14 protein-coding genes are annotated in these 14,112 nt (G+C 64.1%); 10 read left to right on the forward strand and 4 right to left on the reverse strand.

Annotated features, from left to right (window positions below; all coding sequences use genetic code 11):
* Window positions 1–12: 12 nt before the first annotated feature.
* Window positions 13–612 (reverse strand): 5-formyltetrahydrofolate cyclo-ligase, encoded by a 600-nt coding sequence (locus P0D87_RS28690; protein WP_082367067.1) that lies wholly within the window; start codon window positions 610–612, stop codon window positions 13–15.
* Window positions 613–632: 20 nt separating this feature from the next.
* Here P0D87_RS28690 and P0D87_RS28695 point away from each other — a divergent pair, with 20 nt between their 5' ends.
* From P0D87_RS28695 to P0D87_RS28710, 4 genes are all read left to right on the forward strand, one after another.
* On the forward strand, window positions 633–2,600 hold the full coding sequence (locus P0D87_RS28695) for a lytic transglycosylase domain-containing protein (RefSeq protein ID WP_053858851.1): 1,968 nt from the start codon (window positions 633–635) through the stop codon (window positions 2,598–2,600).
* Between the two features lie 87 nt (window positions 2,601–2,687).
* Window positions 2,688–3,641 carry a complex I NDUFA9 subunit family protein gene (locus P0D87_RS28700; RefSeq protein ID WP_053858850.1) on the forward strand — a complete coding sequence of 318 codons (954 nt, stop codon included), beginning with the start codon at window positions 2,688–2,690 and terminating at the stop codon, window positions 3,639–3,641.
* 29 nt (window positions 3,642–3,670) lie between these two features.
* On the forward strand, window positions 3,671–4,324 hold the full coding sequence (locus P0D87_RS28705; protein WP_053858849.1) for a glutathione S-transferase family protein: 654 nt from the start codon (window positions 3,671–3,673) through the stop codon (window positions 4,322–4,324).
* A complete protein-coding gene (locus P0D87_RS28710; RefSeq protein WP_006052569.1) occupies window positions 4,321–5,553 on the forward strand; it encodes a multifunctional CCA addition/repair protein in 1,233 nt (410 codons plus the stop codon). Before P0D87_RS28705 ends, P0D87_RS28710 begins: the two co-directional genes overlap by 4 nt.
* Before the next feature lie 60 nt (window positions 5,554–5,613).
* On the opposite strand, the gene P0D87_RS28715 is transcribed toward P0D87_RS28710, so the two are convergent.
* Together P0D87_RS28715 and P0D87_RS28720 are read right to left on the reverse strand one after the other, a co-directional pair.
* Window positions 5,614–5,808: a DUF2905 domain-containing protein gene (locus P0D87_RS28715; protein WP_006052570.1), complete on the reverse strand. Its 195-nt coding sequence runs from the start codon at window positions 5,806–5,808 to the stop codon at window positions 5,614–5,616.
* A gap of 16 nt (window positions 5,809–5,824) precedes the next feature.
* Window positions 5,825–7,015 (reverse strand): class I SAM-dependent methyltransferase, encoded by a 1,191-nt coding sequence (locus P0D87_RS28720; RefSeq protein ID WP_053858848.1) that lies wholly within the window; start codon window positions 7,013–7,015, stop codon window positions 5,825–5,827.
* Window positions 7,016–7,028: 13 nt separating this feature from the next.
* On the opposite strand from P0D87_RS28720, the gene P0D87_RS28725 reads away from it, so the two are divergent.
* The 5 genes from P0D87_RS28725 (at window position 7,029) to glmS (ending at window position 12,671) form a co-directional block, all read left to right on the forward strand.
* A complete protein-coding gene (locus P0D87_RS28725) occupies window positions 7,029–7,847 on the forward strand; it encodes an SDR family oxidoreductase (protein WP_029970911.1) in 819 nt (272 codons plus the stop codon).
* Between the two features lie 55 nt (window positions 7,848–7,902).
* A complete protein-coding gene (locus P0D87_RS28730; protein ID WP_006052574.1) occupies window positions 7,903–8,298 on the forward strand; it encodes a dihydroneopterin aldolase in 396 nt (131 codons plus the stop codon).
* Window positions 8,299–8,301: 3 nt separating this feature from the next.
* Window positions 8,302–9,276 carry a tRNA 2-thiocytidine(32) synthetase TtcA gene (ttcA, locus tag P0D87_RS28735; protein WP_006052575.1) on the forward strand — a complete coding sequence of 325 codons (975 nt, stop codon included), beginning with the start codon at window positions 8,302–8,304 and terminating at the stop codon, window positions 9,274–9,276.
* Window positions 9,277–9,404: 128 nt separating this feature from the next.
* Window positions 9,405–10,790: a bifunctional UDP-N-acetylglucosamine diphosphorylase/glucosamine-1-phosphate N-acetyltransferase GlmU gene (gene glmU, locus P0D87_RS28740; protein WP_053858847.1), complete on the forward strand. Its 1,386-nt coding sequence runs from the start codon at window positions 9,405–9,407 to the stop codon at window positions 10,788–10,790.
* Window positions 10,791–10,853: 63 nt separating this feature from the next.
* Entirely contained in the window at window positions 10,854–12,671 is a 1,818-nt protein-coding gene (gene glmS / locus P0D87_RS28745) for a glutamine--fructose-6-phosphate transaminase (isomerizing) (RefSeq protein ID WP_029970908.1), read from the forward strand.
* A gap of 146 nt (window positions 12,672–12,817) precedes the next feature.
* On the opposite strand, the gene P0D87_RS28750 is transcribed toward glmS, so the two are convergent.
* Window positions 12,818–13,078 (reverse strand): DUF6723 family protein, encoded by a 261-nt coding sequence (locus P0D87_RS28750; protein WP_029970907.1) that lies wholly within the window; start codon window positions 13,076–13,078, stop codon window positions 12,818–12,820.
* A gap of 332 nt (window positions 13,079–13,410) precedes the next feature.
* Between P0D87_RS28750 and P0D87_RS28755 the strand changes: the two genes are divergently transcribed.
* Complete coding sequence (locus tag P0D87_RS28755; RefSeq protein WP_053858846.1) at window positions 13,411–14,088, forward strand: transglycosylase SLT domain-containing protein; 678 nt, start codon at window positions 13,411–13,413, stop codon at window positions 14,086–14,088.
* The last annotated feature ends 24 nt before the right edge of the window (window positions 14,089–14,112 follow it).

Here is a 14,112-nt window from a genome sequence, read left to right on the forward strand (position 1 = left end):
TGTGCCTAACGCCTAACCCGCGGCCCGCGCGTGCAGCCCGCTTTCGGTGACGATCATATCGAGCGGAATGTCGTGAGCCTCGCGCTCCAACGCCGCCGTGCGGCACGCCTCATAGCCGACGCCCACCGTGATCGGCTTCGTCGGGCCGGGCCAGCCAGCGAGCGTGCGGTCGTAATAGCCGCCGCCGTAACCGAGCCGGTAGCCGTCGGCATCGAAACCCACGCAGGGCACGAGCAATAGCTCGGGAATCACCAGTCGTTCGGTCGCGGGTTCAGCGATCTTGTGATGGCCGATCTTCATCGGCGTATCCGGCGACCATGCGTGAAACTCGAGCGGCACGCCGCGTTCCCTGATGATCGGCAGACTGGCCTCGCGCGCCGAGCCGCCCGCGAGCCAGATCGAGATCGCTGCGCGCGCATCGAATTCGCCCGCGAGCGGCCAGTAAAAGCCGACGCTTCGCACGTCGAAATGCTTCAGCGCGTCGAGCACGCGGCGCGCGAGCGCGGCATTGTTCGCCGGCTCGGAAGCCGCTTGCAGCCTTGTTTCCAATAGCGTCCGGCGCAGTGTCTTTTTCGATTCCGCCGAAGGGTTGCATGCTATGCTTGGGTTCAATTCGCGCTCCAGAAACAACGATGTCAAAAAGTCTTTATCGAGTATATCGCGCGGCCGGTATGGCGCTTGCCGCAGCCGCTCTCGTCGCATGTAGCACCGCGTCAGCCGTCAAGCCTCTTCCCATTTCGCAGCTCACCAACGACGACCAGATTTTCGTCCAGTTGCGCGAGGCTGCCCGCAATAACGACGCGGCGCGCGCGGCGCAGCTCGCGAGCATGATTCCGGGCTATCCGGCGCCTTCTTATCTGGAGTACTTCCAGATCAAGCCGCAGCTCTTCGATTCGGGCGGCCACGCGCGCGTCGACGCACCCGACGCGCCGGTGCTCGCGTTCCTGCAGAAGTACGACGGCCAGGCCATTGCCGACCGCATGCGCAACGACTACCTCACGGTGCTCGGCTCGCGCCACGACTGGCGCAACTTCGACCAGCAATACGCGCGCTTCGTGCTGAACGACGACACGCAGGTGAAGTGCTACGCGCTCGAATCGCGTGCGTCGCGCGGCGAGAATGTCGCGGACGCGGCGCGCGCGCTGCTCGTCGATCCGAAATGGTACGGCGACGGCTGCGTCGATCTGATCACGATCCTCGGCGTCAACAAGCAGTTCAGCACCGACGACGTCTGGCAGCAGATCCGTCTCGCCTACGAACAGAACTACACGAATACCGGCAGCAAGCTCGTCGACGCGCTCGGCAGCCAGGCGCCCGATCCCGTGCTGTTCGGCCAGGCCACCAGCACGCCGCCGCTGCTGCTCGCGCGCGGCGTCGGCGCCGATCCGCAATCGCATCAACTCGCATTGCTCGCGATCACGCGCATGGCGCGCAACGATCCGGCCATGGCCGCGGCTACGTTTGCGTCGGTGGCGCCTTCGCTGAATTCGCCGGAGCGGGCCATCGGCTGGGGCACGATTGCGTATCAGGCGGCGGCCAAGCAGATGCCGAGCGCCGCGGACTGGTATCGGCTGTCGGCCAACGCGCCGCTCTCGAATCCCGCCTACGAATGGCGCACGCGCACCGCGTTGCTCGCCGGAGACTGGAACATGGTGCGCTGGTCGATCGAACAGATGCCGGCCGCGCTGCGCAACCAGCCTTCGTGGACTTACTGGCATGGCCGCGCGCTCAAGCAGGCGGGCGACACGACCACGGCTAACCAGGAATTCGAGTCGATCTCGCAGGGCTTTAACTTCTACGGCCAACTCGCCGCGGAAGAACTCGGCCAGAAGATCGCGGTGCCGCCAAAAACCACGGTCACCGATTCCGAAATCCAGCAGGCCGGCAATACGCCAGGCTTCGATCTCGCGCAGCGCTTCTACGCGCTGAATCTGCGGCTCGAAGGCAATCGCGAATGGAACTGGCCGCTGCGCAACATGAGCGACCGTCAGTTGCTGGCCGCCGCCGAATACGCGCGCCGTATCCAGTTGTACGACCGCGCGGTGAACACGGCGGATCGCACGAAAACCGAACACGACTTCTCGCTGCGCTATCTGTCGCCGTTCCGCGACATTGTCGAGCGCGATGCGCAGTCGAACGGGCTGGACGTGGAATGGGCCTACGGGCTGATCCGCCAGGAATCGCGCTTCATCATGAACGCGCGCTCCGAAGTCGGCGCGAGCGGCCTGATGCAGTTGATGCCCGCCACCGCGCAACTGGTCGCGAAGAAGATCGGCCTCGGCCCGATTTCTCGCGAGCAGATGAACGACATCAATACAAACATTCTGCTCGGCACCAACTACCTGTCGATGATCTACAATCAGTTCGACGGTTCGGCCGTGCTGGCCACCGCGGGTTACAACGCCGGTCCGGGCCGTCCGCGCAACTGGCGGCAGACGTTGCAGCACCCGGTTGAAGGCGCGATCTTCGCCGAGGCGATTCCGTTCCAGGAAACGCGCGACTACGTCAAGAATGTGTTGTCCAACACGGTCTACTACGCGGCATTGTTCGAAGGCCGTCCGCAATCGCTGAAGGCGCGTCTGGGTTACATCGCACCGTAAGCGCCGTGCCGCCGCTGCCTCGCTGCAATTGCGAGGCGGCGGTGCGCCACGCCAGCCGTTGCCGCGGCTTCCACCAGGGAGTCGAAAATGCGACATAAAGCCATTGCGATCATCGGCGGTTCCGGGTTTATCGGAAGCCATCTCGTCAACGCCCTCGTTGAAATGGGCAAGGACGTGCGCATCGCCACACGGCGGCGTTACAACGCGCGCCATCTCACGCTGCTGCCCATCGACGTGATCGAAACCGATGTATTCGATCCGGTCCAGCTCGCGCGTTTTGTCGAAGGCGCAGACTGCGTGATCAATCTCGTCGGCACGCTGCATGGCAAACGCCGCACGCCGTATGGTCCCGAGTTCGCGCGCGCGCACGTCGAATTGCCCACTAAAATCGCGGCGGCTTGCGAAGGCAAGGGCGTGCATCGGCTGATTCATTTGAGCGCGCTCGGCGCCGATTCGAACGGCCCGAGCATGTACGCGCGCTCGAAGGGCGACGGCGAGAAAGCGGTGCACGCGGCGAATCTCGCGTGGACGGTGTTCCGGCCTTCCGTCGTGTTCGGCGCGGAAGACCAGTTCCTCAACAAGTTCGCGTTCTTGCAGCGCATCTTTCCGGTGATTCCGCTCGCCATGCCGGACGCGAAGTTCCAGCCGGTCTATGTCGGCGACGTCGCCAAGGCGATCGTCAACGTGCTCGACCTCGATGCGGCCAACGGCAAGACCTATGAACTCGGCGGCCCGAGCGTCTATACGCTCGAAGAACTCGTCAGATATTGCGGCGACGTGATCGGCCGGCATGCCAGCATCATCCGTCTGCCCGAAGCGCTCGCGCGTATGCAGGCCATGACGTTCGAGTTGGCGCCGGGCGAACCGGTCATCACGCGCGACAATCTCGATTCGATGAAACAGGACAACGTGCTAAGCCGCCCGCTCGCGCCCGAGCTCGGCCTGGAGCCGGCCAGCATCGAAACGATCGCGCCGGTGTATCTGACCGGCGCGTCGGCACGTTCGCGTTTCGACACGTTCCGCGCGAGCGCGGGCCGCTGACTTTTTCTCTACTTCTCATACGAACCCGCATGAAGCTGCTTATTGGTGACAAGAACTATTCGTCGTGGTCGATGCGGCCGTGGCTGCTGTTCAGGCATTTCGGCATCGCATTCGACGAAGTGCTGATCCATCTGAATCAGCCCGGCACCAATGCCGCGGTGCTCGAGCAGGCGCCGAACGGTCCCGGCAAGATTCCCTGTCTGATCGACGACGCGGGTCTTGCCGTGTGGGACTCGCTCGCCATCGCCGAAACGCTCGCCGAGCGCTTTCCTCAGCACGCGCTGTGGCCGCGCGATGCGGCGGGGCGCGCGCATGCTCGCAGCGTCAGCGCGGAGATGCATTCGGGCTTCGGCGAACTGCGCTCGAATATGTGGATGAACATTCGCGCGTCGTTTGCCGGCAAGAACGCGACGCCGGGCGTGCTGGCCGACATCGCGCGTATCGAGGCGATGTGGCGTGACTGCCTCGATACCTATGGCGGTCCGTTCCTGTTCGGCGAGTTCAGCATTGCCGACGCGATGTATGCGCCGGTGGCCATGCGCTTCAGGACGTGGCAGCCGCCGTTGTCCGAGACGTCGCTGGCTTATGTTCGCCGACTGAGCGCACAGCCCGCAGTGAAAGCCTGGATCGACGACGCGTTGAGCGAGACGCACACCATCGCGTATCTAGACGAATGCCCATGAATATCTATGCAGTAGGCGGCGCGATTCGCGACGAATTGCTGGGCGTGCCAGTGCAGGACCGCGATTACGTGGTGGTCGGCGCGACGCCCGAGCAGATGATCGCGCAGGGTTACCGTCCGGTGGGCAAGGACTTTCCTGTGTTCCTGCATCCGCAGACGCATGAGGAGTACGCGCTCGCGCGAACCGAGCGCAAGACCGCGGCCGGTTATCACGGCTTCCAGTTTTTCTATGCGCCCGACGTGACGCTCGAGGAAGACCTGGCGCGCCGCGATCTCACCATCAACGCGATGGCGCGTGAAGTGCGCCCCGACGGCGAGCTGACAGGGCCGGTCATCGATCCGTTCGGCGGTCAGCGCGATCTCGAGGCGAAACTTTTTCGCCACGTCAGCGACGCGTTTCTCGAAGACCCCGTGCGCATCCTGCGAATCGCGCGCTTTGCCGCGCGTTTCGCCGATTTCAGCGTCGCGCCCGAGACGCTCGCGCTGATGCGCAAGATGGTCGCCGACGGCGAAGTGGATGCGCTCGTCGCCGAACGCGTGTGGCAGGAGGTGTCGCGTGGCCTGATGGAAAAGAAGCCGTCGCGCATGTTCGACGTGCTGCGCGAGTGCGGCGCGTTGGCGCGCATTCTGCCGGAAATCGATGCGCTATTCGGCGTGCCGCAGCGCGCCGACTATCACCCCGAGGTCGACACCGGTGTGCACGTCATGATGGTGCTCGACCACGCCGCGCAGCAAGGCTACGCGCTGCCCGTTCGGTTCGCCGCGCTCACGCACGACCTCGGCAAAGCCACTACGCCTGAAGACATCCTGCCCCGGCATCTAGGCCACGAAGGGCGCAGCGTGGATCTGCTCAAGCCGCTGTGCGAGCGCCTGCGCGTGCCGAACGAATGCCGCGATCTCGCATTGCTGGTGGCGCGCGAGCACGGCAACATTCATCGCGTGATGGAAATGGGCGCGGCCGCGCTCGTGCGCCTGCTCGAGCGCAGCGACGCGATTCGCAAGCCGTCGCGTTTTGCCGAAGCCTTGCAGGCTTGCGAAGCCGACGCGCGCGGGCGGCTCGGTTTCGAGGCGCGCGACTATCCGCAGGCCGAGCGCTTGAGAGTCGCGCTCGTCGCGGCGCGCGGCGTGGATGCGGGTGCGGTCGCGAAGCAACTCGCCGATGCGCCGGCCGGCATCAAGGACGCGGTGCATCAGGAGCGTGTGCGGGCGGTGGCGGCGGCGCTGGAGTGAAACGCTCGATGCACGGGCCGCCGTTGCCTGTCAGCGCAAACCGCGTTCGAGAAACCGCAGCTACAAAAGCCGCGCGATAAACGACAGCAGCATCGACAGCAACAGCGTCGACATGAACGGGAAATGATATTCGCGTCCGAAAAGACGCACGGTCACGTCACCGGGCATGCGTCCAATGCCGAGCTTGCGAAGCCACGGCCAGCAGGCCGACAGCACCGCGAGAGCAACGAACGTGGTCAGCAGCCAGCGGATCATGACGTGTATCCCGGCGTCACAACGTATGCGACCGGTCGCCGCTTGCAAACGCCTGCAGCGTGTCTTCGAGTCCGCGCGAGAACGCGATCACCTTGAAGAGCTCGCCCATCTCGGCCTCCGACAACAGCTTCTGCACCGCATTCGCCGCGGGCAGAAAGCGTGCGGTGTCGGCGGGATCGATTTCGGAAAGCGCATCCGTAATGCCCGCGTTCAGCAGGAAGCGGGCTTGCGATGTGAAGCCCAGCAGGTCCGCGCCGGTCTCGACGCCCGCTTCGGCAATGCCGGTAAATTCCACGTGCGCGGTAATGTCCTGCAAGCCCGGATAAACAAACGGATCGCCGTGCGCGCGATGCCGGTAGTGGCACATCAGCGTGCCTTGCGCGCGCTGCGCATGGTAGTACTCGTGACGCGGGAAGCCATAGTCGATGAAAAACGCCGCGCCGCGCGCGAGCATCGTGCAGATGGTCCGCGTGAAGGCACGAGCGGCGTCGTGCGTCTCCGCGACGTAGTCGCCGCCGCCGGTGTCGATTTCCGAGAGCAGCGCCGTATCGGCCGACGCGGACATTTCACGGTCTTCAAATGCGAACCGGCCGTCGCGCCAGACGACGCCGCGTTCGCGCCACGCGCCGTCGACGGAAGCGAACAGCCGCACCGGCATCGCGTCCAGCACCTCGTTGCCGATCACCACGCCTTCGAAGCGCTCGGGCAACGCGTCGAGCCAGCGCACTTTGGCGGCGAGCGCGGGCGCCGCGGCTGCGATGGTTTCGCGCTGACGCTCGCGCAATTCGCCGGAAAGGTCGACGATCGAATAGCTGTCGAACTCGGCGCCGAGTGCAGCCAGTGCGTTGAGCAGGCCGGCCGCGAGTTTGCCGGTGCCCGCGCCGAACTCCATCACGTCGCGCGTGCCGCTTGCCTGCAACGCTTCGGCGATGGGCCGCGCAAGCGTGGCCGCGAAGAGCGGCGACAGTTCGGGCGCCGTGACGAAGTCGCTGCCGTCGTCGCCGCGCAGCCCGAATTTGCGGGCGCCGCCGCTGTAATAGCCGAGTCCGGGCGCGTACAGCGCGCGCTCCATGTAGCGGTCGAACGGCAACCAGCCGCCGGCATCGTCGAGTTCCGCGCGAATCCGGGCGACGAGCGCTTCTGACTGCGCGAGCGCGCTTGAGCCGGGAGCAGGTAAACTATCGGGTTGGTGAGCTTTCGGATTCATCCCCGCATTGTAAATGACCGCTTCCACGGACACTGCCGGCGCCCGCGCCCCTGAAACGCCGCGCGTCGTGCTGATTACCGGCGCCGCGCGCCGCATCGGACGCGCGCTCGCGCTTGGCTTTGCCGCGCGCGGCTGGGACGTGGCGGTCCACTACGGCGCCTCGCGGCACGAAGCCGAAGAGGTGGTCGCGGAAATCGTCGGCATGGGCCGCCGAGCGGTGGCCTTGCACGCCGAACTGGGCGATGAGGCCCAAGTCACGGGCCTGTTGCCGGCCTGCATCGCCGCGCTCGGCCGGCCGGCGTGCATCGTGAACAACGCCTCGCGCTTCGAGGAAGACACCGCGCTCGACGTCGGCTATGAACTGCTGCTGAAGCTGACCGCGATGAACCTCGGCGCGCCGCTCGTGCTCGCGCGCATGCTGTACGACGCGACGCCGCAAGCCGCGCTGACGGACGAAACGCAGCGCAGCGTGGTCATCAACGTGCTGGATCAGAAGCTGTACAACATGAACCCGGACTACCTGTCCTATACGCTGTCGAAGGCGGCGTTGCAGACCGCCACGGTCGCGCTTGCGCAGGCGTTGGCGCCGAAGGTGCGGGTGGTCGGGCTTGCGCCGGGCCTCACGATGCAATCCGCCGATCAGACGCCGGAAAGTTTCGCGGCGGCTCACACGGTTACGCCGTTGGGTCGCGCGTCGCGGCCCGAAGATGTCGTCGCCGCCGCGCTGTATCTCGCGGATGCAAGCGGCGTCACTGGAACGACGCTGGTTGTCGACGGCGGGCAGCACCTCGTGCCGCTGCCGCGCGACGTGATGTTTTTGACGGGCGCCTGAAGCACCGCTTGCGCCCCCTTGCGTGCCACGCACGCTTTTTTGGACTGGAACGAACATGTTTGCCGCTCTTTCGCATCCCCGGCTTGCCGATTGCCGCCGGCTCTTTCTGCGCAATTACGAAGTGCACATCAACATCGGCGTGCACGACTTCGAAAAGCGCGGCGAACAGCGCGTGGTGATCAACGTCGAACTGTTCGTGCCGCTCGCGCTGTCCACGCCGGTTGAAGACAAGCTGGCCGAAGTCGTCGACTACGACTTCATGCGATCCACCATTTCGCGCCGCGTCGAGCAAGGTCATATTCATCTGCAGGAAACGCTGTGCGACGATCTGGTGAAGACCATGCTCGAGCATCCGCAAGTGCGGGCCGCGCGCGTGTCGACGGAAAAGCCCGATGTGTATCCCGACTGCGACGCGGTGGGCGTCGAAGTATTCCGAATCAAAGAGGACTGAGCCATGAACGCTCCCGAAATCATGGACGCCGCCGCGCCCGCCGCTCGCGAAAAGTCGCCGCTCACGCGCCGCGAGCAGAAAGAGGCGTACGAGAACAACAAGCTCTTCAAGCGGCTCGCGCGCCTGGTGGGCCAGGCGATCGGCGACTTCAACATGATCGAGAACGGCGACAAGGTGATGGTGTGCCTGTCGGGCGGCAAGGACAGCTACGCGATGCTCGACGTGCTGATGCGCCTGCGCGAGCGCGCGCCGATCAACTTCGACATCGTCGCGGTCAACCTCGATCAGAAGCAGCCCGGCTTTCCCGAACACGTGCTGCCCGAGTATCTGAAGCAACTGGACATTCCGTTTCATATCGAGAATCAGGACACCTACAGCATCGTCAAGCGGCTGGTGCCCGAGGGCAAGACCACGTGCTCGCTGTGCTCGCGGCTGCGGCGCGGCATTCTGTACCGCGTGGCGGGCGAACTCGGCGCGACCAAGATCGCGCTCGGCCATCATCGCGACGACATTCTGCAAACGCTGCTGCTCAACATGTTCTACGGCGGCAAGCTGAAGGGCATGCCGCCCAAGCTGCAATCGGACGACGGCAAAAACATCGTGATCCGTCCGCTCGCTTACGTGAAGGAAACCGATCTGGAAAAGTACGCCGAGCTGCGTGAATTCCCGATCATTCCGTGCAATCTGTGCGGCAGTCAGCCGAACCTGAAGCGTGCGGAAATGAAGGCGCTGATTCGCGATTGGGAGAAGCGCTTTCCGGGCCGCATCGAGAACATGTTCAATGCGTTGACGAACGTCGTGCCGTCGCATCTGATGGATCACAAGCTGTTTCCGTTCGCGGATTTGCGCGCGACCGGCGAGGCCGACCCGCAAGGCGACATCGCATTCGACGAAGAACCGTGTTCGACCGATGCGAGTGACGGTGCGCCGCTCGGTGCGGCGCGGCCTATCTCCATTGTCCAGTTCGACGATCTGTGACCGGAAGTCCCGCATAAAAGGCGCTTCTTCGCTTACTTTCGCTTGCAATGTGGCCGCTTTCGCGGCCATTTTCGCGAGAGGGTGCGTGATAGAATCGTCGGCTCCAAACTAGTCTATATGCCGACGCCATGAACATCGTGATTTTGGCGGCAGGCACCGGTAAGCGCATGCGTTCCGCGCTGCCCAAGGTGCTCCATCCCCTGGCCGGCCGGCCGCTCCTCGCTCATGTCATCGACACTGCCCGCACGCTGAAGCCCACGCGCCTTGTCGTGGTAATCGGCCACGGCGCCGAGGCGGTTCGCGAAGCGGTCGCCGCGCCCGACGTCCAGTTCGCCGTGCAGGAGCAACAGCTCGGCACTGGCCACGCCGTGCAGCAGGCGTTGCCGCTTCTCGATCCTTCGGTGCCAACGCTCGTGCTGTATGGCGATGTGCCGCTCACGCGCGCCAGCACCTTGCAGGCGCTTGTCGAGCGCGCGGGCGAGGGTGCAGGCGAGGGCACAGGTGGCGGCGCTTATGGCGTGCTCACCGTGAAGCTCGCGGACCCGAGCGGCTACGGCCGCATCGTGCGCGATCCGCAAGGCAATGTGTCGCGCATCGTCGAACAGAAAGATGCGAGCGCCGATCAGCTTCTCATCGACGAGATCAACACCGGCATCGTCGTTGCGCCGACCGGCCCGCTGTCGGGCTGGCTCGCCGCGCTGAAGAACGATAACGCGCAAGGCGAGTTCTATCTGACCGACGCCGTGGAACTCGCGATCGAAGCGGGTCTCGACGTCGTCACCACGCAGCCGCAGGACGAGTGGGAAACGCTCGGCGTGAACAGCAAGCAGCAGCTTGCCGAACTCGAGCGGATTCACCAGCGCAATACAGCGGACGCGTTGCTCGTGGCAGGCGTGACGCTGGCCGACCCGGCGCGCGTGGATGTGCGCGGCACACTCGAATGCGGCCGCGATGTGTCCATCGACGTGAATTGCGTATTCGAAGGCCGCGTCACGCTTGCCGATAACGTGACGATCGGACCGAACTGCGTGATCCGTAACGCGAGCATTGGCGCAGGCACGCGGGTCGATGCGTTCACGCATATCGAAGGCGCGGAAGTCGGCGCGCACGTCGTGCTCGGACCGTATGCGCGGCTGCGCCCAGGCGCGTCGCTGAAGGACGAATCGCACGTCGGCAACTTCGTCGAAGTGAAGAACGCGGTGCTCGGCCACGGCTCGAAGGCGAATCACCTCACCTATATCGGCGACTCGGATATTGGCGCACGCGTGAATATTGGCGCGGGCACCATCACCTGCAATTACGACGGCGCGAACAAGTTCCGCACGATCATCGAAGACGACGTGTTCGTCGGCTCCGACACGCAACTCGTTGCGCCGGTGCGCGTGAAGCGCGGCGCGACAATCGCGGCGGGCACGACGGTCTGGAAGGATGTCGAAGCGGACGCGCTCGTGCTGAACGACAAGACGCAAACCAGCAAGACGGGCTATGTACGCCCGGCCAAAAAGAAGAATTGACGAAGAGCGTGGGCGCCGCGACGCGCGCCTTCGCACATTCCAGCACTGAATAGGAACAAGACCATGTGCGGCATTGTCGGCGCGGCAGCGCAACGTAATATCGTCCCCGTCCTGATCGAAGGACTGCGGCGGCTCGAATATCGCGGCTACGATTCGTGCGGCGTCGCGGTGCTCGGCGAAAGCGGCCCGGCGCGCGCGCGCAGCGTGGCGCGCGTCGCCGATCTGGACGAGCAGGTGCGCGAGAGCCAACTCGGCGGCATCACCGGTATTGCGCATACGCGCTGGGCGACGCACGGCGCGCCCGTGACCGACAACGCGCATCCGATTTTCTCGAAAGATGCGCTGGCGTTGGTACACAACGGCATCATCGAGAATTACGAGTCGTTGCGCGAGATGCTGCGTGGCAAGGGTTACACGTTTGTCTCGCAGACCGACACAGAGGTTATCGCGCATCTGATTCACAGCCTGTATCGCGGCGATCTGTTCGCGACCGTGCGCGAGGCCGTCGGGCAACTGCACGGCGCTTATGCGATCGCGGTGCTGCATAAAGACCAGCCGCATACGGTGGTCGGCGCGCGCCAGGGTTCGCCGCTCGTGGTCGGGCTTGGCGACGGCGAGAACTTCCTCGCGTCCGACGCGCTCGCGCTCGCGGGCAGCACCGAGCGCTTCATTTTCCTGGAAGAAGGCGACGTCTGCGAGTTGACGCTCGAAGGCGTGCGGATCGCGGATCGCGAGGGCAACGAAGCGCTGCGCGAAGTACGTCAGGTCGCGGCGTACGGCGGCGCGGTCGAGCTCGGCCCGTATCGCCACTTCATGCAGAAAGAGATTTTCGAGCAACCGCGCGCGATCTCGGACACGATTCCGCCGTCCGATTCGTTCGACGCGTCGCTGTTCGGCGAGGGCGCCGGCAAGGTGTTCGCGGACATCGACAATCTGCTGATCCTCGCGTGCGGCACGAGCTACTACTCGGGGCTCACGGCGAAGTACTGGCTCGAGTCGATCGCGAAGATTCCGACGCAAGTCGAAATTGCCAGCGAGTATCGCTATCGCGAGTCGGTGCCGAATCCGAAGTCGCTCGTCGTGGTGATCTCGCAGTCGGGCGAAACCGCGGACACGCTCGCGGCGCTCAAGCATGCGCAGACGCTTGGGCATCGGCATACGCTGGCGGTGTGCAACGTCGGCACGAGCGCGATGGTGCGTCAGACCGAGCTCGCGTTCCTCACGCATGCGGGCCGCGAAATCGGCGTCGCGTCGACGAAGGCATTCACTACTCAGCTCGTCGCGCTATTCGTGCTGGCCGTCACGCTTGCGAAGCTGCGTGGACGTGTGAGCCCGGAGCAGGAGGCCGAATACTTCAGGCAACTGCGCCATCTGCCGGCTGCGCTCAATAGCGTGCTGGCGTTGGAGCCGCAAATCATCGCGTGGTCGGAGGAATTTTCGCGCAAGGAACATGCACTGTTTCTCGGACGCGGCATGCATTATCCGATCGCGCTGGAAGGCGCACTTAAGCTGAAGGAGATCTCCTACATTCACGCGGAAGCTTATCCCGCTGGCGAGTTGAAGCACGGGCCGCTCGCGCTCGTGACCGAGGCGATGCCGGTGGTCACCGTCGCGCCGAACGACGCGTTGCTGGAGAAGCTGAAGTCAAACATACAGGAAGTGCGTGCGCGCGGCGGCCAGCTCTACGTTTTCGCCGACGCGGACACGAAGATCGTCAACGACGAAGGTCTGCATGTGATTCGCATGCCTGAACACTATGGTGTGCTTTCGCCGATCCTGCATGTGGTGCCGCTGCAGTTGCTCGCATATCACACGGCTTGCGCGCGTGGCACGGATGTCGATAAGCCGCGGAATCTGGCGAAATCGGTGACGGTGGAGTGAGGGCGGGGGGGCGTTGCGGGTCTGTCTGAATAGCGCATCCAGCAAAAAAACGCCGGCTAGCCGGCGTTTTTTTATTGCATCTTTCGTTTATGCAACCGCGGCCATGCACCGCGCGGCACCTGTGCCACACGTGCCGCTTATGCGTCTCACAACTCCGGCCGCGCGAGGTCGCTCGTGACGATGTGCTCGCCGTAGACCTGTGCCGCGGCGACCGCTTCGAGCTTCGTCGGGTACGGCCCGAGTTCGGGCGCGCCGTCGAACGGGAACAGCACGCGGCCGTCCGTGGTTCGGACGACCTTCAACACGCCGAAGAAGCGTCGATAGCCCACCAGCCTGGACGTCGTCGATATGTCGAAATCGTCCTCTGACGCGGCGGGGACGCTCGGGATAAATGCGGTCTTGCTCATACAGAAGACGTCTCGGGTTTGATAAGCCTGTGATTGCCGCAGACGGATGGCCGTCCACGGCGCGAACGTCATTGTCTCAAATCCGCGGGAACGGGGCGGTTTAGCTTATGCGCCGATCGTTGCCATAGGCCCGGTTGATTCGCTAGTTTGCAACTAACGGACCAAATATCTGCGTCCACAAACGGCGCGGACAAGCAGTGACGCGGCGCTGCGAGCCTCGCCATGCACGGCTCGCGCGCGCCGGCACTTTGCTTTGCATCCGCATTCAATTCAAGAGATGCCAATTTTTTAGGCAAGGTTATAATGCGCAGACTTTTCCTCAGACCTTCCCCATGAGCCGGTTACTCTGCCTGATTCTGCTTTCGCTTGGCCTCGCGCAATCCGCGGTGGCTGAGGAAAATGGCGACCGCGTGTCCGCCTATCTGACGCAGAAATTCGGGCTCGCCAAGGAAAAGGCCGAGAAAATATCCGATGCGGTTCAATCGGCGGCATCCAGATATTCGTTGCCGCCGGCGCTGCTGCTCGCGATCATCTCGATCGAATCCCGCTTCAAGGAAAAGGCCAAGGGCGCCAACGGCGCGACCGGGCTGATGCAGGTGGTGCCGAGCGCGCATCGCGGGCTTCTGAGAAACGTGAAGGATCTCACCGAACCGACGGCGAACATCGAGGTCGGCTCGGCGATTCTGTACGGCTACATGCGCTCGGCCAACGGCGACATGAACGCCGCGCTCAAGAGCTACGGCGGCTCGCAAGCGTACGCGCAGAAAGTCAGCTTGCGCGCCGGCGACTTTGCGGGCGTGGCCACGCCGCAAGACCCCATCAAGAATCTCAACGCGAAGACCGATGCGTGCGACGCTCACGCGACAGGTCGTTGCTCGTCTGCGCCCGGCAACGCGAGTAATGGAGGCGCTGTCGCTCCGGCTAACGCGGCGGGTGCTAATACGGCGGCCACTAATGTCGGTGCAAGTGGGGCGGTAGCGTCGGCGGGGCTTGCCGCGGTGGCGAATTAATCGGCGGCGCTTGTTTGCGTTTCT

The sequence above is a fragment of the Paraburkholderia sp. RL17-368-BIF-A genome (genome assembly GCF_046054045.1).
GTDB lineage: Bacteria > Pseudomonadota > Gammaproteobacteria > Burkholderiales > Burkholderiaceae > Paraburkholderia > Paraburkholderia graminis.